Origin of the sequence: Prauserella oleivorans, from assembly GCF_042685745.1 — a bacterium.
GTDB lineage: Bacteria > Actinomycetota > Actinomycetes > Mycobacteriales > Pseudonocardiaceae > Prauserella_A > Prauserella_A oleivorans.
In genome coordinates, this window is sequence record NZ_JBHUNT010000001.1 from 5,419,333 (window position 1) to 5,440,283 (window position 20,951).

Consider the following 20,951-nt stretch of genomic DNA (forward strand, 5'->3'; position numbering starts at 1 on the left):
TAAACCGCGCACCCGGCTACCCGAATCGCAGACACGGCGTGGGCGTTCAGACCACTCGCCGGCCTCGACGCCACACGGCCCAGGTGAGCGGCACGCCCGGGCGGTAGGCGAGGTGGGTGGCCGACGGCGCGTCGAGGACGTGCACGTCCGCCCGCGCGCCGACCCGGAGGGCCCCGACCGCGCCGTCGCCGGTGTCGCGCCGCAGCGCCCGCGCCCCGCCCGCGGTGGCCGCCCACACCGCCTCCCGCACCGTCAACCCCATCTGCAACACCGCCGTGGCCACACAAAACGCCATCGACGTGGTGTACGAGCTGCCCGGGTTGGCGTTGCTGGCGAGGGCGACGGTGGCGCCCGCGTCGAGCAGCCTGCGCGCGGGCGCGAGCGGCTGCCGGGTCGACAGGTCGCAGGCGGGCAGCAGCGTCGCCACGGTGTCCGACGCCGCGAGGGCGTCGACGTCGTCGTCCGTCAGGTACGTGCAGTGGTCGACGCTGGCGGCGCCGTGCCGCACGGCGAGCCGAACGCCGGGGCCGTACCCGAGCTGGTTGCCGTGCACCCGCAGGCCGAGGCCCTTCGCCTCGGCGGCGCGCAGGACCCGCTCTGACTGCTCCTCGTCGAACGCACCGTCCTCACAGAAGACGTCGGCCCAGCGCACCGACGGCAGCACGGCGTCGAGCATCTCCCCGCACACCGAGTCCACATAGGACTCCGCCTGCTCACCGGGTGGCACCAGATGGGCCCCGAGGTAGGTCACCTCGTCGGCCACCTGCGCCGCGATGCGTGCCGAGCGTGCCTCGTCGGCCACGTTGAGCCCGTACCCGGTCTTGGTCTCCAGGCAGGTGGTGCCCTGCCGGATCGCCTCGGACACGTGCCGGGCGAGGTTCGCCGCCAGCTGGGTGTCGGTCGCCTGCCTGGTCGCCTGAACGGTCACGGCGATCCCGCCCGCACGGTAGGGCTTGCCCGCCATGCGCGCCTCGAACTCGGCGGTCCGGTCCCCGGCGAACACCAGGTGCGTGTGGCTGTCCACCCACCCCGGCAGCACGGCACGTCCGGCGACGTCCACTTCGGTGTCGGCCACGGGAGCCAGCCGCGCCGGACCGACCCATGCCACCCGCTCGCCCTCGAGCACCAGCGCGGCGTCGGTGAGCACCCCGAGCCCGGGGTCGTTGGTGGTCAGCTCACCGATCCCGGTGACCACAGTGGACTTCATCGGAGCCTCCCGATCTCGGTCGCGAGCAGTGCGGCGGGCCGGTCGACGCGGGTGTGCACCCCGTCTCGGACCACGTGCTCGCCGGCGACCAGCACATCGGTGACGTCCGCAGCCGACGCGGCGAAGAACACGCCGTCCGGCTCGGCGCCCGCCGTGCGGACCGAATCGAGCCGCACCGTCACCAGGTCCGCCTGCGCTCCGGGTTCGAGCCTCCCGACGTCGGGGAAGCCGAGCGCGTCGTGGGCGGTGGCGGCGGCCAGCAGTTCGGTCACGGTGAACCGACCGCGGGCCTCGGCCGCGAGCCGCTCGTTCAGTTCGAGCGCCCGGGTCTCCTCGAACGGGTCGACGACGGCGTGGCTGTCGGTGCCGAGGCTCAGCGGCACACCCGCGTCGTTGAGTGCCCGCGCGGGCCCGATGCCGTCGCCGAGGTCGCGCTCGGTGGTCGGGCAGAAGCACACGCCCGTACCCGTGGCCGCCAATGTCGACATGTCACCGTCGGTCAGGTGGGTGGCGTGCACGGCGACGGTGTGCGGACCGAGCACGTCGTGGTCGGCCAGCAGTCCGGTGGGCGTCACGCCGTGGGCGTGCAGGCAGTCCTCGTTCTCCGCGCGCTGCTCGGACAGGTGGACGTGCAGCGGCCTCCCGCCCGCCGCCTCGGCCACCACCGCCAGCTGGGAGGCGGGCACCGCGCGCACGGAGTGCACGGCGGCCCCGACGGTGACGTGCCGGCCCTCGGGCCGGAACTCCGCGACGCGCGCCGCCCACGCCTCGGCGTCGCCGTCACCGAAGCGTCGCTGGGTGCCCTCGAGTTCCCGGCCGGGCCCGCCGGCGAGGTAGCAGGTGTCGAGCAGGCACAACCGGATTCCGGCGTCCTGCGCGGCGGCCACGAGCGCGGCGCTCATCGCGTTCGGGTCGGCGTAGCGGCGGCCGTCCGGGGCGTGGTGCAGGTAGTGGAACTCGCCCACGCTGGTGTACCCGGCGAGCACCATCTCCGCGTACACGGCACGGGCGAGCCGGTAGTAGGAGTCCGGATCGAGCCGTGCCGCGAGCGCGTACATCCGCTCCCGCCAGGTCCAGAACGTCCCGCGTTCGCCGTGCGTGCGTCCCCGGAGCGCCCGGTGGAAGGCATGCGAGTGCACGTTGGCGAACCCGGGCATCGTCAGTCCGGAAAGGACGGTTCCGGACCGTGGCCGCCCGGGTTCCACCGCCTCGACGACGCCGTCGGAGACGTCGATGCCGACCCCGGGCACCACGCCGTCGGGCAGCCAGGCGTACTCGCACCAGTACCTCATCGGCACAGGTGCTCCAGGACTCGGGCGAGCGCCCCGGCTCCGGCGGCGACGTCGGCCGCCTCGGCGAATTCCTCGGGCGCGTGGCTGACGCCCGTGGGGTTGCGGACGTAGAGCATCGCGGCCTGGACGTGGTCGGACAGGATCGCCGCGTCGTGTCCCGCGCCGGTCGGCAGCGCGGGCACGCCGCCGAGCAGGCCGGCGAGCTCGTCGCGCAGCCCCGGGTCGAACTCGACCTCCCCGCTGTGCGATTCCTGCCGCACCTGCACCGAGCAGCCCTCCTCGGCCGCCGCGACCCGCGCGGCCTGTTCGATGTCGGCCACCAGCGAGGACACGTCACCACCGCGTGCGTCGAGCCAGACGTCCACAGTGGATGCGATCACGTTGGTGCCGCCGGGGTTGGGGACGAGGCGGCCCACCGTCGCACGCGCACCCGGCACGGCCCGGGCGAGCCGGCGCGCCGCCGCGATCGTCTCGGCGGCGGGCAGCATCGGGTCCCGGCGGTCGTCCATCGGGGTGGCTCCCGCGTGGTTGCCCTGGCCGGAGAAGGTGAACCGCCACCGCCCGTGGGCGATCACGGTGCTGCCGACGGCGATCGGCGAGCCGAGATCGATCAGTCCCCTGCCCTGTTCGACGTGCAGCTCGACGAACCGGCCAATCCGGCCCAGTGCCTCGGGGTCGGGGCCGATGCGGTCCGGATCAAGCCCCGCCGACACGGCGGCCTCGGCGAAGGTGACGCCGTCGGCGTCGCGCAGCCGCAGCGCCGCGTCCGCGCGAAGCGATCCGGTGAGCAACCGCGACCCCAGGCACGGCACCCCGAACCGGCCGCCCTCCTCCTCACCGAACATCACCACCGCGAACGGCTTCGCGGGCGTGACGCCGCGGCCACGCAGCTCGTCCACGGCGACGAGCGCGCTCACCACGCCGAGCGGTCCGTCGAACGCACCGCCGCCCGGCACGGAGTCCAGGTGGCTGCCGGTCACGACGGCGTCCGGTCCGGGCGTGCCCCACCACGCCCACAGGTTGCCGTTGCGGTCGCGTTCGACGTCCAGTCCGCGCCGCTGCGCCTGCTCGGCGAACCACTCGCGCAGCTCACGGTCGGCGGCGTCGAACACATGCCGGGAGTAGCCGCCGCGCACCCGGTCGCGGCCGACGTCGGCGATGTCGTCCAGCAGAGCCTGCGCGCTCACGCCTGCTCCCGCATCGGGATCCGGACACCCCGCTCGTCGGCGACCTCGGCGGCCCGCTCGTACCCGGCGTCGACGTGTCGCAGCACGCCCATTCCCGGGTCGTTGGTGAGCACCCGTTCGAGCTTCTGCGCGGCCAGCGGCGTCCCATCGGCCACGCACACCTGGCCGGCGTGGATCGAGCGGCCCATGCCCACGCCCCCGCCGTGGTGGATGGACACCCAGGTGGCGCCGGAGGCCGTGTTGACGAGGGCGTTGAGCAGCGGCCAGTCCGCGATCGCGTCGGAGCCGTCGGCCATCGCCTCGGTCTCCCGGTACGGCGAGGCGACGCTGCCCGCGTCGAGGTGGTCCCGGCCGATCACGACCGGCGCCTTCAACTCTCCGCGTTCCACCATCTCGTTGAACCGCAGGCCGGCGAGGTGCCGTTCGCCGTAGCCGAGCCAGCAGATGCGCGCGGGCAGGCCCTGGAACGCGACCCGCTCCCCCGCCATCCGGATCCACCGCGCCAGCGACTCGTTCTCCGGGAACAACTCCAGCACGGCACGGTCGGTGGCGGCGATGTCGGCCGGGTCGCCGGAGAGCGCCGCCCACCGGAACGGGCCCTTGCCCTCGCAGAACAGCGGCCGGATGTAGGCGGGCACGAAGCCCGGGTAGTCGAACGCGCGCTCGCAGCCGCCCGCCTTGGCCTCGCTGCGCAGCGAGTTGCCGTAGTCGAACACCTCGGCGCCGCGGTCGAGGAAGCCGAGCATCGCGTCGACGTGGGCGGCCATCGACTCGCGGGAGCGGTCGGTGAACTCGTCGGGCTTGGCGGCGGCGTAGTCGTGCCAGTCGGCGACGTCGACGCCGATCGGCAGGTAGGCCAGCGGGTCGTGGGCCGAGGTCTGGTCGGTGACGATGTCGACCTCGACGCCGCGCCGCAACAGCTCGGGCAGCACTTCGGCGGCGTTGCCGATGACCCCCACCGAGAGCGGCACCCGCCGCTTCTTCGCCTCGGTCACGCGCGCGATCGCATCGTCCACATCGGAGGCCAGTTCGTCGAGGTAACGGGTCTCGAGCCGGCGCTGCGCACGCGCGGGGTCGCACTCCACGACCAGCGCCACGCCGTCGTTCATGGTGACGGCAAGCGGTTGCGCCCCGCCCATGCCACCGAGGCCCGCGGTCACCGTGAGCGTTCCGGCGAGCGTGCCGCCGAAGCGTTTCTCCGCCACGGCCGCGAACGTCTCGTACGTGCCCTGCAGGATGCCCTGCGTGCCGATGTAGATCCACGACCCGGCGGTCATCTGGCCGTACATGGTCAGGCCCATCGCCTCGAGCCTGCGGAACTCCGGCCACGTCGCCCAGTCGCCGACGAGGTTGGAGTTGGCGATCAGCACGCGCGGCGCCCACTCGTGCGTGCGCAGCACGCCGACCGGCTTGCCCGACTGCACGAGCAGGGTCTCGTCGTTCTCCAATGTGGTCAGACACCGGACGATGGCGTCGTAGCTGGCCTGGTTGCGGGCGGCCTTGCCGCTGCCGCCGTAGACGACCAGGTCCTCCGGCCGTTCGGCCACGGCAGGGTCGAGGTTGTTGCGCAGCATCCGCAGCGCGGCCTCGGTCTGCCAGTTCTTCGCGGTCAGCGTCACATGTCCTCCAGACAGTCGAGTACGGCTCCGGATGCGATGAGGTCTTCGGCGGCGGCGATCTCCGGAGCGAGGTGGCGGTCGGGTCCCGGACCGGCAACCCGGGTGCGCACCAGATCGCGTACGGCCGCCGTCACCGGCGCGGGCCGCAGCGGGGCCCGCAGGTCCAAGGCGCGCGCGGCGGTGAGCAGTTCGATGGCGAGCACGGTGCGCAGGCCGTCGATGCCGCGCCGCAGCTTGCGGGCCGCCGACCAGCCCATCGAGACGTGGTCCTCCTGCATGGCACTGCTCGGGATGGAGTCCACCGAGGCCGGGACGGCGAGTCGCTTGAGCTCGCTGACGATGCCGGCCTGCGTGTACTGGGCGATCATGTGGCCGGAGTCGACCCCGGGGTCGGCGGCGAGGAATGCGGGCAGCCCGTGCGAGCGCGCCACGTCGAGCATCCGGTCGGTGCGCCGTTCGGCGATCGAGGCGACGTCGGCGACCGGGATGGCGAGGAAGTCCAGCACGTAGCCGAGCGGCGCGCCGTGGAAGTTGCCGTTGGACTCGACCCTTCCGTCGGGCAGCACCACCGGATTGTCCACAGCGGACATCAGTTCCCGGTCGGCCACCGTCTCGGCGTGGGCCAGGGTGTCGCGGGCGGCGCCGTGCACCTGCGGGGCACAGCGCAGCGAGTAGGCGTCCTGAACACGCGGGCAGTCGGGACCGCGATGGCTGGCCACGATCTCCGAGCCGGCGAGCGCCTCCCGCATCCGGCGCGCCGAGATCGCCTGCCCGGGATGCGGGCGCAGCGCCTGGAGATCCTCGGCGAACACGCGGTCGGTGCCCAGCAGCGCCTCGACGCTCATCGCCGCCGTCACGTCGGCGACGTCCAGCAGCCGCGCCAGGTCGGCGGCGGCCAGCACCAGCATGCCGAGCATGCCGTCGGTGCCGTTGGTGAGCGCGAGTCCCTCCTTCTCGGCGAGCGTGACCGGTTCGATCCCGGCCGCGCGCAGCGCGTCGGCGGCGGGGCGGCGCTCGCCGTCGACCAGGACCTCGCCCTCCCCCATGAGGGCCAGCGCCACGGCGGACAGCGGCGCGAGGTCACCGGAGCAGCCGAGGGAGCCGTACTCGGGTACGACCGGTGTGATGCCGGCGTTGAGCAGTGCGGCGAGGGCGGCAGCCGTCTCGGGGCGTACGCCGCTGTGCCCGGTGGCCAAGGTGCGCAGCCGCAGCACCATGAGTGCCCGCACCACCTCGGTCTCCACGGCCGGGCCGGCACCGGCGGCGTGCGACCGGATGAGCGAGCGTTGCAGGTCGGTCCTGCGCTCCGGCGGGATGTGCCGCACGGCCAGTGCGCCGAACCCGGTCGAGACGCCGTAGGTGGGGGCGGTGGAGGCCGCGAGCGCGTCGACGTGTCTGCGTGCCTCGGCGATGTTCTTCTCGGCGGAGGCGTCCAGCACGACGGGAACCCGGCCGCGCGCGACCGCGACCACGTCCTCCCGGCTCAGCGGGGACGCTCCGAGCGGTACCTCGTGCGGCATGTCCCCATTCCATCGTCTCGGGCACAGGCGCATCATCAGCGGTGACGTGGTTTGTGTCTCGGATACCAGACAGGAGCGGCCATGACCGAGGGCAACGTCCCCGCGCTACGACGCGGCCTCGCCCTGCTCGGGGTACTCGCGCGGCATGCGGGCCCGGTGTCGGCCGCCGCGCTGGCACGCGAGCTCGACCTGCCGCGCTCGACGACCTACCACCTGCTGGGCGAGCTGCAGGCGGCCGGGTTCGTCGTCCACCTGCCCGCCGAGCGGCGGTACGGACTCGGCATCGCCGCGTTCGAGCTCGGTTCGGCGTACCTGCGGCACGACCCGCTGGAGCGGCTCGCGGGCCCGATCCTGCGCAGGCTCGTCGACGAGGCCGGGCACACCGCCCACCTCGGCATCCTGCACGGCAACGAACTGCTCTACCTGGTGAAGGAACGTCCCGCCCGGCCGCAGACGCTGGTGACCGACGTCGGGGTCCGGCTGCCCGCGCACCTCACGGCGTCGGGCAGGGCGATGCTGGCGTACGTGCCGCGGGCACAGGTGCGTGCGCTGTTCCCGGCGGCGTCGGCGTTCGTGCACCGCACCGACCGGGGTCCGCGCGGGCTGGCGGAGCTGCGGGCGGTTCTGAGCGCGCACCGCAGGCTCGGCTGGGCCGTCGAGGACGGGCACGTCACGGCCGGGTTCGCCTCGGTGGCGTATCCGGTGTTCGATCACGGCGGCAGGCCGATGGCGGCGATCAGCGTCACCTTCCGGCACCCGTGTGAGGGCGCCGAGTGCGGCGAGACGTGGCCGGAGCTGGCCACCCGGGTACGCCGGGCCGCGGGCGAGCTGACCGCCCGGATCGGCGGCCGGCCCGGCTGAGCGGGCGGCCGCCGATCGGCAAGCACCCCTACGACGGGACGAAGTCCGTCGCCGGCGCGTCCGTCCTCGCCGATGCCGGCCGGCGGTCAGGTCTGCGCCGCCTCCGCCGGTTCGGCCTTCGGTGCCTCCACCGGCTCGGCGGCCGGCACGCGGACATCCACCGTCGCCTGCTGGACCGTGGCCGTGGGCGCCTCCAGGTGGTAGGCGGACTCCGCGTGCAGCGACACGTCCAGGCCGCTCGTCTCCTGCTCGGGGTCGACGCGCAGACCGATGGTCTTGTCGAGGCACCAGGCGAGCGCGTAGGTGACGGTGAACGAGAAGACCATGGTCGCCGCGATCGCGACCAGCTCGCGCCACACGATGTCCCAGCTGCCGCCGAAGAGGATCCCCGCGGTCTCCCCCGGCGAGGACGCGCTGCCGACGAGAATGATCCCGATGGTGCCGACGATGCCGCCGACGCCGTGGACCGCGAAGGCGTCCAGGCTGTCGTCGATGCCGAGCTTGGTCTTCCAATTGACCGCCCACGCCACCACAGCGCCACCGGCGAAGCCGACTACCAGCGCGCCCACCGGGTTCAGTGTGTCGGCGGCGGGCGTGATGGCGACCAGGCCGCCGACGATGCCGGTGGCCAGGCCCAGCGACGTCGCCTTGCCGTCCCGGAGCCGCTCGACCAGGCAGAAGCCGAGCATGCCGGTGCAGCCGGCCAGCAGCGTGGTCAGCACGACGTACTGGGCGAGGTAGCTGGAGCCCAGCGCCGAACCACCGTTGAAGCCGAACCAGCCGAACCACAGGATCCCTGCGCCCAGCAGGACCAGCGGCACGTTGTGCGGGCGTTCCGGCCGACCGCGCCGCTTGCCCAGCACCAAGGCCAGCGCCAGCGACGCCACGCCGGCGTTCATGTGCACCGCGGTGCCGCCTGCGAAGTCGTGCAGTTCGAGGACGTTGCGCATCCAGCCGCCGACCGTGCCGGATTCGGGGTCATCGCCGGCGAACACCCAGTGGCCCAGCGGGAAGTACACCAGTGTCAGCCACAGCGCGCTGAAGATCAACCACCCGCTGAACTTCATGCGCCCGGCCGCGCCGCTGGCGGCGATGGCGACGGTGATGGCCGCGAACAGCAGGAAGAAGGCGACGTCGTAGACGGTTTCGGGCCCGCCGGAGCCGCTGTCGGTCAGGTCGGACAGAGCGAAGTACTCCAGCGGGTTGCCGATCAGGCCGAGACCGCCGAGCGAGTCGCCGAGCACCATGCCGTGTCCGAAGAGGACGTAGAGCACCGAGGTCACCGCCAGGGTGCTCATCACCATCATGCTCATGTTCAGGACGTTGCGGCCATTGAGCATGCCGCCGTAGAACATCGCCAGGCCCGGGAACATCAGGATGACCAGGGCGAAGGCGGCGAGCAGCCACGCGAGATCTGCTGCTGGCATGGATTCTCCTACAAGAGAGCGGTTAGGGAGGGGCGTCCTTGCGCCATGCGAGGTGCCCGGCCGGTGCGCGACGCGGGCGCGCGCGGTGCGGCCGGCGTCCGGAACGGACTACTTCCTGGCAGGAGAGAACGTATCCGGGCGGGAAACCTTAATGGGTTAACGCCACGTCAAGACTGGTAAGTGACGGGTGACGTCGGCTCACCCGCTACCCGGTGACGACAATTGCCGCACGCCGCAAGCTCCCCTGCGCGCGCGATGCGCTGAGACCGGACGCTCACAGCGGCGCAACACCACGGAAACATGGCGTACCTTCCGTCCACTGTGGCCGCGTGAGCGTGGTCGACCGACGTGGCGACGCAGGCCGCCAAGCTTCAGTTGTTCCTCGCGTCGGCCGGACATGGGCGAGCCCGGCCCGGAGCGCATGGTTCCGCGCCGGGCCGCGTGCACCTGCCGGTCAGCTCGACAGGCTCAACGGATTCCGGCGCTGTCAGCACGCTCTTCGGCACGTCCAGGTGATGTCGGCTGCTCGTCAGAAGTCAATACCGCCACGGGAAAGCCCTGTCGGGAAAAAGGGGTGATCGTGCGGGGCTACGGATTTCGGCAGGAGTCCGGGTCCGCAGGAGAGGCGCTGCGGAGCGTCACCGACTCACCGCAGGCGTTCATGCCGGCGTGCACCGGCGCAGGCCAGCCACGCGACGGACATCTGAGGCGTACTGAGGCCAACGGAGGCCAACGGAGGCCATCGGAGGCCGCAGCCGCCGGTCCCCGGAGGGGCTCCCGGGATACCGCGCGCGTATGTCCGGCTTCGACGCGGCGGCCCGACCTGGTCACCCGCCCGGACCGGCGGCCCTGGCGGCCCGGACGCCCGGATCCGGGCTCAGGTCCGCAGCCCGCCCGCGCTGCCCGCGTCGACCAGGGCGCGCAGGTCCTCGGGCAGGCTGTCGCGGACCTTGGCGAAGGTTCCCTCCGTGGCCTCGCGGGTCACCTCGAACACGACCCGGCTGCCGTACAGCGCGGTCGGCTCGTCGTGGTGCCAGCGTTCGGCGACGCGGCGGGCGAACTCGTCGAGGCCGAAGCGCTCGCCGGTCCCTGCGCCGCCCATGGTCACCGTCCGGCGCAGGTGCTCGCCGATCTCCGTGGGGAGCTGGTCGGCCAGATGGCTCGCCGACTGCTCGGGCACCCGCTCCCCGAGCGTCTCGAGCGTGGCCCGGGTCAGTCCCTCGGCCTCTCCGCGGCTGGCGAGCTGCGCACGTGCCTGTACCTGTCCGATGAAGTGGTCGTGGTCCATGATTCACGCCTGGGCGAGCCGCTGAGCGAGCAGTCGTTTGCCCTGCTCGCCTGCCTTCTGGTTGTTCTCCTGGATCTGCCGGAACCACGCGGCGAGCTCCCGGTCGCCGTCGCGCTCGGCGTCGGCGATGTACTCCTCCATCTGCCACGCGTACTGCAGCGACGCCTGGAGGACGCTGACGAGGTCGTAGTTCTTGTCCTTCACGGGACTCTTCGGTGCGGCGGTCATCTGCGTCTCCTTTCCCACTCGACGTGTTACCTCCCGATGTGGGCGGTCAAACAGGCCCCGCGCGCGACGACGAGGCCGCGACCCCCCCTGGGTCACGGCCTCGTCGCGGGCGGCACGCGTCAGGCGTTGACCTTTTCCGGGATGCCGAACTCCTCGGCGGCCGGACGGCGCCGGGCCGGGCCGGTACGGGCGTGGGTGGCGTACAGCGTGAGGCCCACGAACGTCAGGCCGCCCACGAGGTTTCCGATCACCGTCGGGATTTCGTTCCACAGGAAGTAGTCGGCGAGGGAGAAGTCACCGCCCATCATCAGGCCCGACGGGAACAGGAACATGTTGACCACCGAGTGCTCGAAACCCATGTAGAAGAACACGAGGATCGGCATCCACATCGCGATGACCTTGCCCGACACCGACGTCGACATCATCGCGGCGACCACACCGGTGGACACCATCCAATTGCACAGCACACCGCGGATGAACAGGGCCAGCATGCCGGCGGCGCCGTGGTCGGCGTAGCCGACGGTCCGGTCGGCGCCGATCGCGCCGAGCCGCTGGCCGACCTCGTTCGGGTCGACGGTGAAGGCGTAGGTGAGGATGATCGCCATCATCAGCGCGACCGTGAGCGCGCCCGCGAAGTTGCCGACGAACACCAGTGCCCAGTTGCGCAGCAGCGCCCGCAGGTTCACGCCGGGCCGCTTGTCGAGCCAGGCCAGTGGCACCAGCGTGAAGACGCCGGTGAGCAGGTCGAACCCCAGCAGGTACAGCAGGCAGAACCCGACGGGGAAGAGCAAGGCTCCGACCAGGGCGTTGCCCGTCTGCACGGTGATCGTCACGGCGAACGCCGCCGCGAGGGCGAGGATGGCGCCGGCCATGTACGCGCGGATGAGCGTGTCGCGCGTGGACATGAACGCCTTCGCCTCGCCGGCGTCGATCATCTTTCCGACGAACTCGTGGGGGTTCAGGTAGGACAAGACGTCGCTCCTTCGGTCAGCAGTCTGGGGCCCCCGCGGACACCGGGCGACGTGCCCGCGGGCCGGACTGTCCGGAAGAGTGTGCGCAGCGGGCATGTCCTGCCTGTGACAGGCGGTGGAGCGTCAGGTCACGGACAACTCACCGCGGGGCGGGCGACGCTGTGCGATCCCGGCGCCGGTGGCGACATCCCGGGCATCGAGGAGGCCGGGCTAGAAGCCCTGCTCGTGCACGACACCCGCGGCACGCGCGCGGTCCAGCCACGCGCGCAGCTCCGGGGAAAGCGACGCGGGCTCACGGCCGGGCGGTGCCGCGAGCACGATGTCGCAGAGCCGTCCGGCCAGCCGGATCGGCACGCTGACGGTCAGCGGGTAGTCGAGATCGCGCAAGACCGCGGGTGCGTCCTGCTCCCGGTCGACGACCACGCACACCCGTCCGGTGTCCGACAGCAGCCGCGAGAGGCGCCGCCAGAACGGCAGCAGCGACCGGGTCAGCGTCCCACCGGCGTCCACGGCCAGGTTCCACGGCGGGTTGGTCACGATCACGTCGATCTCACCGTCGGGGAACGGCAGCCGTCCCGCGTCCTGCTCGGTCACCTCCACCTCGGCGCCGAACGCGCGCGCGTTGGCACGGGCGTTGGCCACGCGTTCGGCACTGACGTCGGCGGCCAGGATCGCGGCGTCCGGGCACTGTGCGTACGCCTCGATGGCGCACGTGCCGTCACCGCAGAAGGGGTCGAGGACGGTCTCGCCTGCGGACGGTCCGGCAAGACGGGCCAGCGCGGCCGCCAGCGGCGGGTGCAGCGTCCCCGGCCCGGTGTGCCGCTTGTAGGCGCGCCGGTGCAGCGGCCGGCCGGCGACGCGGAGGGTGATCGTGGCGATGCCTTCGCCGAACATGATCCGGACCGTCAGATCGGTGCCCTGCGGTGTGCCGCCCGAGCGCTGCACGGGATTGTGCGAGACGTACGTGCCGCCGAGCACCGGCGTCAGCTCGGCGCCGATCCGGTCCTCCAGCGTGTAGCGGTTGAAGTTGCGGCGCCCGACGAAGTTCGCGACGACGTCGAAGACGGGGCGGCACGGCACCGCGCGCACGGCGCGCAGCCGGTCGAGCGCGCTCCCCCAGTCGGCGGCACCGATCTCGGCGGCGAGTCGCGGGGGGACGTCCTTGGTGTGGCCGGGGTCGGGCGTCGTGCCGACGACCAGGAAGGCGTCGTCGACGGTACGCAGGTCGAGCACACCAGGTGTCAGGTCGGGCACGGTGACAGAGACCTGCCGCGGGGCCAGGTCGATGCGTTCCGGGCGCAGGGCGCCGTCCACCTCGCTCGCCACGATCCATTCCGTGCCCCGCAGGCATCGGACGACCAGGTCGACCGCCACACGACTCCCTCCGACGATGTGCCCAGTGTGGCAGGCGCGGCGACGTGGGATCCGGGCGTGGCCGCGCCTGCCACGGCTGGGCACCGGTGGGCTGGGCGTGCCGGTACCCGTGGTCGGGACCGGGAGAGGTCGGCGTCAGGTGGAGGCCTGGTCGCTGTCCTTGAGCGCGCCCCAGCCATGCCACCGGTCGACCTCGATCCACGCGCTGACGCGGGAGCGCACGCGGTCGGGGTACTGCGCGCCCGTGTAGTGCCGGGCGATGCGGTCGATGTCGGCCAGTCCGGCGTCCTCCCGCAGGTCGGTGGCGCGGCCGATGAGCGTGACGTGCGTGTACCAGTCGTCGGCCAGCACGGTCAGCGTCACCCGCGGATCCCGGCGCAGGTGCTTGAGCCGCACCCGGCCCTCGTCCATGCTGATCAGCGCCCGCCCGTCGTCCCAGACGTACCAGGTAGGCGTCGACACGGGCGCCCCGTCGGATCGCAGGGTCGCCATGACCGCCGGGTTCGGGCGGAGCAGCAACTCCACGGCTTCGGGCGGCAACGGCGGCTTCGACACGGTGATTCCCCTCCCCGGTGTGTTCCGCGTCGAAAGCCTAGTGGAGCCCGGGCAACACCGCCGGGCGCGAGCGGCGGCGGCGTGGTCCCGGCAGGCTCATGCCCGACCGGAGCCCGGCCGCGCTCCTCGCCGGAGCCGAACGCCCGGAGCGGCCGCGCACCGGTGTCACGCCTTGGCGGGCTCCGCGACGCCGACGTCCGGGGTGTCGAGCGCGGGCATCACGGTGTCGTGCACCATGCGCAACTGTTCGTTCGTGTGCGCGACACCGGGCAGCTCCATCCCGGAGAACGCCTTGACCAGTGCGGAGTCGGTGATCGCCAGGACCATGTGGTTGACGCCGGTGGGCGCGATCTCTCGCCGGATCTTCTCGGCGCACTCCTCCGGGGTGCCCGCGATCGAGAGCTTCTCGGCGAGTTCGGGCGGGGTCAGCTCGTAGGCCCGCTTCAGGTCACCTGCACCGACTGCGGCGACGATCTCCGCCAGCGACTCCGGCTCGACTCCGTTGCGGCGCAGTTGCTCCTCGGGCATGGCGGAGGCGTACAGGCCGACCATCGCGCGCGCGGCCTGCTTCGCCGCCTCGCCGTCCTCGCCGGTCGCGAACACCACCCACGCGGCGATGTCCAGCGACCGCCAGTCCCGGCCCGCCCGCTCGGCACCGAGCTTGACGTTCTCCACGAGGTAGTCGTAAGCCTCGCGGGTGTAGCTGAGCGCGTGGTGCACGCCGTCGGAGAACTCCCCGGCCGCCTGGAACGACTTCGGCCCGCGCATCGCACCGAGCTTGAGCGGTAGCCGGTCCTGCACCGGCCGCGCGAAGGTGAACAGCCCGCTGTACTTGTAGAACTCGCCCTCGAACGTGATCGCCCCGTCGTCGAGGAACGTCCGCATCACCTGGTGGGCCTCCTTCACCCGCGACAACGGCCTGGTCCGCGCCCAGTCGATCCCGTACTGGGCGAGCAGGCCGAAGTTCCCGCTGGAGATCACGCATTCGGCCCGGCCGCCGGTCAGCTCGTCCAGGGTCGCGACGGCCTGGCAGATCAGCGTCGGCTCCCGCAGGCAGATCGGCGAGAGGTTGGGGCCGAACCGGATGTTCGTCGTCTTGTCCGCTGCCGCGGCGAACAGCAGCCACAGATCCTTGTGCCAGGTCTCGTCCGCCGCGTAGGCGGCGTAGAACCCGAGCTCGTCGGCAAGCTTGATCGACTCGATGGAATCCGTGATCGGGTAATCCGGGAGCATGACGTAGCTGAACTTCATGACACTCACCTCGCGTTAGATGTCCAGATTGGACATGACGTGCTTGACCCTGGTGTAGTCCTCCAGCCCGTACAGGGACAGGTCCTTGCCGTAACCGGAGCGTTTGAACCCGCCGTGCGGCATCTCCGCGACCAGCGGGATATGGGTGTTGATCCACACGCAGCCGAAGTCCAGCCGCTTGGCCATCCGCAGCGCCCGGCCGTGGTCCTTGGTCCACACCGACGACGCGAGCCCGTACTCGACCCCGTTCGCCCAGCGCACGGCCTCGTCCTCGTCGCTGAAGCGCTGGACAGTGATCACCGGGCCGAAGATCTCCTCCTGGACCGCCCGGTCGTCCTGCCGCAGGCCGGAAACGACCGTCGGCGCGTAGAAGTATCCCCGGTCACCGACACGTGAGCCTCCGGTCCGCACGGACGCGTGATCCGGCAGCCCGTCGACGAACCCGGATACCCTGGCCAGCTGGTTCTCGTTGTTCACCGGGCCGTACGCCACGTCGTCGCCGGTGCCGGTCGTGGTGCCCCGGGCCTGCTCGGTGAGGGCGTCGAGGAAGTCGTCGTGCACCCGCGGACCGGCGAGCACGCGCGTGGCCGCCGTGCAGTCCTGCCCGGCGTTGAAGTACCCGGCCTCGGCGATCGCCGCGGACGCCGCCTCCACGTCAGCGTCGTCGAACACCACCACGGGTGCCTTGCCCCCGAGTTCCAGGTGCACGCGCTTGAGGTCGTTCGCCGCGGCCTGCGCGACCTCCATGCCGGCCCGCACACTGCCGGTGATCGACACCATGTCGGGCTCCGGGTCGGCCACGAGCGCGCGGCCGGTGTCCCGGTCACCACAGACCACATTGAACACACCGGGCGGCAGGAACTCCGCCATGATCTCGGCCATGAGCACCGTCGACACCGGCGTGGTGTCGGAGGGCTTGAGCACCACGGTGTTCCCCGCTGCGAGCGCGGGGGCGAACTTCCAGATCGCCATCATGATCGGGTAGTTCCATGGGGTCACCTGCGCGCACACGCCTACCGGCTCGCGGCGGATCCACGAGGTCAGCCCGGCCATGTACTCGCCGCTCGCCCGACCCTCCAGGCAACGCGCCGCACCGGCGAAAAAGCGCAGGTGGTCGAGGAACATCGGGAGCTCCTCCGAACGCGTCAGCGCCTCCGGCTTGCCGGTGTTGCGGCATTCGGCCGCGAGCAACTCGTCCGCACGTTCCTCGAAGGCGTCCGCGATGCGGTTGAGGGCCAGTTGCCGCTCGGCGGGCGTGGTGTCCCGCCAGCTCTCGAACGCCGCGCGGGCCGCAGCCGTCGCCTGACGCACGTCCTCGGGCCCGGAAACCGGCGCCTCGGCGAACGCATCCCCGGTGGCCGGGTCGATCACCGGGGCGGTCCGGCCGTCCACAGCGTCCACGAGCTTGCCGTTCACGAAATTGCGCACCGTCTGCGTCATGACAATCACCTCGTCCTTTCGAGCGTGGCCGGAGGTATGGCGTCGCTGGCGGGTGCCTCACTGCGGCCGTACGGGCGGGTGGTCACCAGCAGGACCAGACCGGTTCCGACGACGAGCACACCGGAAAGCAGAGTGAGGTAGTTGTCGTACCAAGGGGCGTCGGGCGAGCGTGGCCACACCATGTTGACGATCGCGGACACCCCGTAGAGCAACGCGAGCACGTTCACTGGCATGCCCCATCGCCCGAGCGTGAACTGTCCACTCGGGATCCATCCCTTGATCCTCGCCCGCAGCGCGGCCAGCACCACCATCTGGAACCCGAGGTAGATGCCCAGCACCGCGAACGACACGATGCGCTCGGTGGCGTCCTCGGAGATCCGCGACGCCAGCACCACCAACGCGGGCACGATCGCGGCCACCAGCAAGGCGTACGGCGGCACGTGCAGCCGCGCGGAGAAACGGGAGAACACCGAGCTCGCCGGCAGCATCCGGTCGCGGGCGTACGAGTAGATCAACCGGCTCGCGGCCGCCTGCAGGCTCAGGGCACACGACAGGAACGAAACGAGCACCACGGCCAGCACCACCTTCGAACCCACCGGGCCGAACGCGGAACCGAGCACTGTGGACACCGGGTCGGCGTCGGTACCGGAGATGACCGCACCGAAGTCGGGAACGGCCAGCACCAGCGACAGGCAGACGAACGTGGCCGCGAACCCGCCGACGTAGATCGTCATGCGCATCGCCTTCGGAATGCGCCGCGCCGGGTTCGGCACCTCCTCCGCGACGTCGCCGCACGCCTCGAAGCCGTAGTACTGGAAGATGCCGATCAGGCCGGCGGCCAGGAAGGCGGCGAGGTATGAGCCTTCCCCGCCTGCACCGAACCCGTCGAACAACACCCCGAGGCCGTGCTGCCGCTCGGTGGCCAGCAGCCAGCCGCCAACCGCCAGGGCGCCGAGGATCTCGGTGGTGAAGCCGATGATCGCGGCGATGCCCAGCGCCCGCGTACCGCCGAGGTTGATCACGGTGGCCACCAGCAGCACGAGCAGCGCGCACAGGATCGTGTTGCCGGTGCCGGGGGAGAGCTCGAACAGCATCGACACGTAGGGCCCGGAACCGTAGGCGACGCTGGCGATCGTCACGAGCAACGCGATCATGTACACCCAGCCGGTGAGCCACGCCCACCGCTTGCCCCACAGCCGCCGCGCCCACGGGTACACCCCGCCCGCGAGCGGGTACTGGGACACGACCTCGCCGAAGACGAGGGCGACGAGCAGCTGCCCGACGCCGACGATCAGCAGGGTCCACACCATCGGTGGACCCGCGGTCGCGAGCGCGAATCCGAACAGCGTGTAGATGCCCACGACCGGGGAGAGATAGGTGAACCCGAGGGAGAAGTTCGCCCACAGGCTCATGTCCCGGCGGAACTCCGAACGGTAGCCGAGTGCTTCGAGCTGGGCGGCGTCGGAGGCGGAATGCCCGCCTACGCCGGACCCTCGGGCGGGGACCTGGTCAACCATGAGCCGTCCTCTCGGTGGGAAAGGCGGATCCGGCCACGCGGCCGGGGGGTTTACTCGTCCATCTCGTCGAGCAGGCGCTGACCGGAGACCACCTTCCGCGCCCAGTGCCGGTGCATCCAGTCCAGGTGGTCGTGCCGGCTCGCGACGATGCGCAGGGTGTCCCAGTTCGGGAACACCTGTTGCGCCACGTGCACGGTCATCAGCTTCGGGTCGACCTCGAAGACGTCCTCGAAGCGTTCGATCGCCACGTCGGTGACCTGCCTGGCCTCCGGTGGCCGGTGCTGCTCGGAGTAGCGGTAGCCGCTCATCGCACACCTCCCGCGTCCGGCTCGTAGGCGCGGTCGAGCCCGTACTTGCCGGGGTTCATAATGTTGTTGGGATCGACCGCGCGTTTCACGGCGAGCATCACGTCGTATCCGCCGCCCAGCTCCTGCGGCACCAGATCGACCTCGCCTTCCCGGCAGGAGCCGTGGCAGGCGCTGATCGAGCCGCCGTAGCGCAACGCCACCGCCGCGATGTCCTTCTTGGCCTGCACCCAGGCGGCCCACGACGCGTCGTCCAGTCGCTGCTCCCAGATCCCGACGTCGATCTCGGTCAGGTAGTCCACCCCGGTGTTCGCGCTGGTGTAGGCGAACATGCCCCAGTCGTCGAACATGTCGAAGCGGTCGCGGAGCTTGCGCACGATCTCGTGCCATTCCAGCCGGACCTTGGGCAGCTCGCTGTAGTTGATCGCGGCGTCCTCGCAGTGCCAGCTCATCGGCACGACCTGCCCGGCTCTGGTCCTGCCGTGCAGCGGCGTGGCGTACCGGTCGTGCCGGGCCGCCCAGTCCCCTTCGGACACCTCGTCGCCGAGGTAGCGGCCGCCGTTCTCCTTGGCGATGCGCAGCAGCCGGCGCCCGCCCGCGATCACCTCGTCCTCGTAGCCGTAGGCGACGGCGCACACGAGGGCGCGCACGTCGGCGGGCTGGGGAATGTAGGCCTCGTCGTCCCGGCGCAGGTAGTCCACTTTCCACTCGTCGAACAACACCGCACCCGCGAACGTCGCCACGCCTGCCCGCGCCAGCTCCCCCACCGCTCGGTAGGCACTGTCGTAGTCGGGGAACGCGAAGAACGGCGAGAGCTCGGCTTCCGGCTTCGGGAACAGTTTGAGAGTGGCCTCCGTGGCGATGCCGAGCGTGCCCTGATGCCCCATGAACAGGTGCTTGAGCTGGTAGCCGCTGGAACTCTTCGACAGCTTGTGCCCTGCGCCGTCGCCCACGTGGATCACCCGGCCGGTCGGCAGCACGAAGTCGAAGCTCAGCACAAGATCACGGGTGTGGCCGTACCGGCTTCCTATGAGCGACCAACCGCTGGTGCCGATCCGCCCGCCAACCAGCGAGCAGGGGTACGAGGCCGGATCGTCCGGGTAGATCAGCCCGTACCGCGCGAGCACCTCGTTCAACTTGAGCATGTTGATGCCGGTGCCGACCGTGCAGGTGCGGTTGACCTCGTCGATCTCCTTGATGGTGTTCATGCGCTTGACGTCCACGACGATGCCGCCGCGCAGCGGCACGGCCCCGTCGGTGAGCCCGGTGCCGCCGTCGCGGGGCACGACCGGGATGCGGTGGGCGTTGGCGATCCGGACGATCTCGGCGACCTCCTCCGTGGAGCCGGGCAGCACCACGACATCGGGCACCCGTTCGGACCACCGATGCACGGGGAACGGCGCGGGCACGCGGGCTCGGTTGAAGCGGGCGGGCTTGTCGGTGAGCACCTGGTCGCTGCCGACCACTTGGCACAGCTCGTCGACCACCGGGTCGGTGAGTGCGGGCGCGATCGTCATTCCCCTCGCCTCCCGCCGACCTCGATGCCGAGCGACTCGGCGAGCAGTTCGTGGATGTCGACCACGTCGATGTCCTGCGCGTGCCCGGCCTCGGACAGCGGGCGTTCCGACCACGGGCACGCCGACACGAGCGTGTCCACCCCGAGCTGCGCCGCCTTGTCCACTCTGGACTCGCTGATCTTCGCGGTCAGCTCGGGCTTCTCGATGGGCAGCCCGCCGCCTCCGCCGGAGCAGTAGGACCACTGGGTGACCCGGTCCACGTCGTGGAAGGTCAGCCCGGGGATGGCGGAGAGGATCTCGCGGGGTGCCTTCCAGATGCCCTTGCGCTTGTTCAGCCGGCACGGGTCGTGGTAGGTGATCGTCCGCTCGATCGGGACGGACGGCCGCAGCCTGCCGTCCGCGATCATCTCCGCGAACAACTCGACCACCAGCATGACCTCGATGTCGTAGTCCTCGCCGAAGTACTTCGGGTAGTCCTCGGTGAAGGTGATGTAGTCGTGCGGGTCGAGCACGAGCACGCGCTTGACCCCGCTCGCCCGCCAGTCCTCGAGGTTGTGCCGGGCGAATCGCCGCGACTGCTCGACGTAGCCCATCTCGGCCGCCGGTCCGCCGCAGCACCACTGCTCGTTCATGAGCCCGAACTCGTAGCCCGCGCGCTGCAGGATCTGGGCCACGGCTCGGGGAACCGACGTGCGGTAGAACGCCGCCTCGCAGTCCACGAACAGGATCGACTCGCCGCCGATGGGAATGTCGAGGCCCGCCGACCAGTCGCGCACGTGCTCCTGGCTGACCGGGGTGTCCCCCAGTACGGGTTCGTGGGTTCGCTCGTCGGTGAGGAGGTTCCACCGCTGCCAGCCCGGCTGGTGCACGCCCTCGGTGACGGCGAGCGCGCGCATCGCCTTGACCAGGTCGACCGTGCGGGTGCGGAAGCGGTAGAAGTCGCCGGTGAACAGGGTGTTCGGGCACCGCAGCTCGCAGGCGCCGCACTGGGTGCAGTTGACGTAGTCCGCGGCGACGTCGGCGATCTCCAGCTCGCCCTGCTCCATCGCGACGACGTTGGCGTGGAACGCGGTCGGCGTCCACGACTCGTTGCGGGTCACCTGCATGACGGGGCAGACCTCGCGACAGAACTTGTGTCCCGAGGAGAAGCAGTTGTACGCGGCGTTGCGCCACTGGTTGACGAATTCGCCGGTGTTGTCCGGCCGGCCGTTCGGGGACGACGGGGCGCCGGTGTCGTGGTGGGAGATGTCGGTCATGAGATCCACTCCTGAGGCGGCGGGTGCGGGAACTCGGGTGGACAGACGGGTCGGTTCGTGATGCGCGTCACGTCATGACCATTAAAGTATGAAACCATATTCCAATGCGCAACCCCCTGTAACCGTGTGGATTCGC

Annotated in this window: 18 protein-coding genes; 1 reads left to right on the top strand and 17 read right to left on the bottom strand. The window is 71.1% G+C overall.

Going from position 1 to position 20,951, the window contains the following annotated elements; all coding sequences use genetic code 11:
* Window positions 1–46 precede the first annotated feature (46 nt).
* The 5 genes from hutI to hutH are packed head-to-tail and all read right to left on the bottom strand — an operon-like array spanning window position 47 to window position 6,825.
* Complete coding sequence (hutI, locus tag ACFSZT_RS26620; RefSeq protein ID WP_377387948.1) at window positions 47–1,207, bottom strand: imidazolonepropionase; 1,161 nt, start codon at window positions 1,205–1,207, stop codon at window positions 47–49.
* Window positions 1,204–2,499, bottom strand: a complete 1,296-nt coding sequence (locus ACFSZT_RS26625) for a formimidoylglutamate deiminase (RefSeq protein WP_377387946.1) — start codon at window positions 2,497–2,499, stop codon at window positions 1,204–1,206. The genes hutI and ACFSZT_RS26625 overlap by 4 nt, the downstream gene beginning before the upstream one ends.
* Window positions 2,496–3,686, bottom strand: coding sequence for an allantoate amidohydrolase (locus tag ACFSZT_RS26630; protein ID WP_377387944.1), 1,191 nt, complete (start codon window positions 3,684–3,686; stop codon window positions 2,496–2,498). Before ACFSZT_RS26630 ends, ACFSZT_RS26625 begins: the two co-directional genes overlap by 4 nt.
* Window positions 3,683–5,305, bottom strand: a complete 1,623-nt coding sequence (gene hutU, locus ACFSZT_RS26635) for a urocanate hydratase (RefSeq protein ID WP_377387942.1) — start codon at window positions 5,303–5,305, stop codon at window positions 3,683–3,685. The genes ACFSZT_RS26630 and hutU overlap by 4 nt, the downstream gene beginning before the upstream one ends.
* Complete coding sequence (hutH, locus tag ACFSZT_RS26640) at window positions 5,302–6,825, bottom strand: histidine ammonia-lyase (protein WP_377387940.1); 1,524 nt, start codon at window positions 6,823–6,825, stop codon at window positions 5,302–5,304. Before hutH ends, hutU begins: the two co-directional genes overlap by 4 nt.
* A gap of 81 nt (window positions 6,826–6,906) precedes the next feature.
* On the opposite strand from hutH, the gene ACFSZT_RS26645 reads away from it, so the two are divergent.
* Complete coding sequence (locus ACFSZT_RS26645; RefSeq protein WP_377387938.1) at window positions 6,907–7,686, top strand: IclR family transcriptional regulator; 780 nt, start codon at window positions 6,907–6,909, stop codon at window positions 7,684–7,686.
* Between the two features lie 86 nt (window positions 7,687–7,772).
* Here ACFSZT_RS26645 and ACFSZT_RS26650 read toward each other — a convergent pair whose 3' ends face one another.
* From ACFSZT_RS26650 to ACFSZT_RS26705, 12 genes are all read right to left on the bottom strand, one after another.
* The gene (locus ACFSZT_RS26650) at window positions 7,773–9,113 is read right to left on the bottom strand and encodes an ammonium transporter (RefSeq protein WP_377387936.1); all 1,341 of its coding nucleotides are present in this window, start codon (window positions 9,111–9,113) and stop codon (window positions 7,773–7,775) included.
* 877 nt (window positions 9,114–9,990) lie between these two features.
* Window positions 9,991–10,401 carry a DUF2267 domain-containing protein gene (locus tag ACFSZT_RS26655; RefSeq protein ID WP_377387934.1) on the bottom strand — a complete coding sequence of 137 codons (411 nt, stop codon included), beginning with the start codon at window positions 10,399–10,401 and terminating at the stop codon, window positions 9,991–9,993.
* 3 nt (window positions 10,402–10,404) lie between these two features.
* A complete protein-coding gene (locus tag ACFSZT_RS26660) occupies window positions 10,405–10,629 on the bottom strand; it encodes a hypothetical protein (RefSeq protein ID WP_377387932.1) in 225 nt (74 codons plus the stop codon).
* Between the two features lie 119 nt (window positions 10,630–10,748).
* Window positions 10,749–11,600 (bottom strand): formate/nitrite transporter family protein, encoded by an 852-nt coding sequence (locus ACFSZT_RS26665; RefSeq protein ID WP_377387930.1) that lies wholly within the window; start codon window positions 11,598–11,600, stop codon window positions 10,749–10,751.
* A gap of 210 nt (window positions 11,601–11,810) precedes the next feature.
* Window positions 11,811–12,974: a TRM11 family SAM-dependent methyltransferase gene (locus ACFSZT_RS26670; RefSeq protein ID WP_377387928.1), complete on the bottom strand. Its 1,164-nt coding sequence runs from the start codon at window positions 12,972–12,974 to the stop codon at window positions 11,811–11,813.
* Window positions 12,975–13,109: 135 nt separating this feature from the next.
* The gene (locus tag ACFSZT_RS26675) at window positions 13,110–13,529 is read right to left on the bottom strand and encodes a PPOX class F420-dependent oxidoreductase (protein ID WP_377387926.1); all 420 of its coding nucleotides are present in this window, start codon (window positions 13,527–13,529) and stop codon (window positions 13,110–13,112) included.
* 165 nt (window positions 13,530–13,694) lie between these two features.
* Window positions 13,695–14,780, bottom strand: a complete 1,086-nt coding sequence (locus ACFSZT_RS26680; RefSeq protein WP_377387924.1) for an LLM class flavin-dependent oxidoreductase — start codon at window positions 14,778–14,780, stop codon at window positions 13,695–13,697.
* A gap of 15 nt (window positions 14,781–14,795) precedes the next feature.
* A complete protein-coding gene (locus ACFSZT_RS26685; RefSeq protein WP_377387922.1) occupies window positions 14,796–16,220 on the bottom strand; it encodes a gamma-aminobutyraldehyde dehydrogenase in 1,425 nt (474 codons plus the stop codon).
* 5 nt (window positions 16,221–16,225) lie between these two features.
* Complete coding sequence (locus ACFSZT_RS26690; RefSeq protein ID WP_377387920.1) at window positions 16,226–17,737, bottom strand: APC family permease; 1,512 nt, start codon at window positions 17,735–17,737, stop codon at window positions 16,226–16,228.
* Between the two features lie 50 nt (window positions 17,738–17,787).
* Entirely contained in the window at window positions 17,788–18,045 is a 258-nt protein-coding gene (locus ACFSZT_RS26695; protein ID WP_377387918.1) for a hypothetical protein, read from the bottom strand.
* Window positions 18,042–19,559 (bottom strand): FAD-binding oxidoreductase, encoded by a 1,518-nt coding sequence (locus tag ACFSZT_RS26700; RefSeq protein WP_377387916.1) that lies wholly within the window; start codon window positions 19,557–19,559, stop codon window positions 18,042–18,044. Before ACFSZT_RS26700 ends, ACFSZT_RS26695 begins: the two co-directional genes overlap by 4 nt.
* A complete protein-coding gene (locus tag ACFSZT_RS26705) occupies window positions 19,556–20,815 on the bottom strand; it encodes a (Fe-S)-binding protein (RefSeq protein ID WP_377387914.1) in 1,260 nt (419 codons plus the stop codon). Before ACFSZT_RS26705 ends, ACFSZT_RS26700 begins: the two co-directional genes overlap by 4 nt.
* Window positions 20,816–20,951 lie beyond the last annotated feature (136 nt).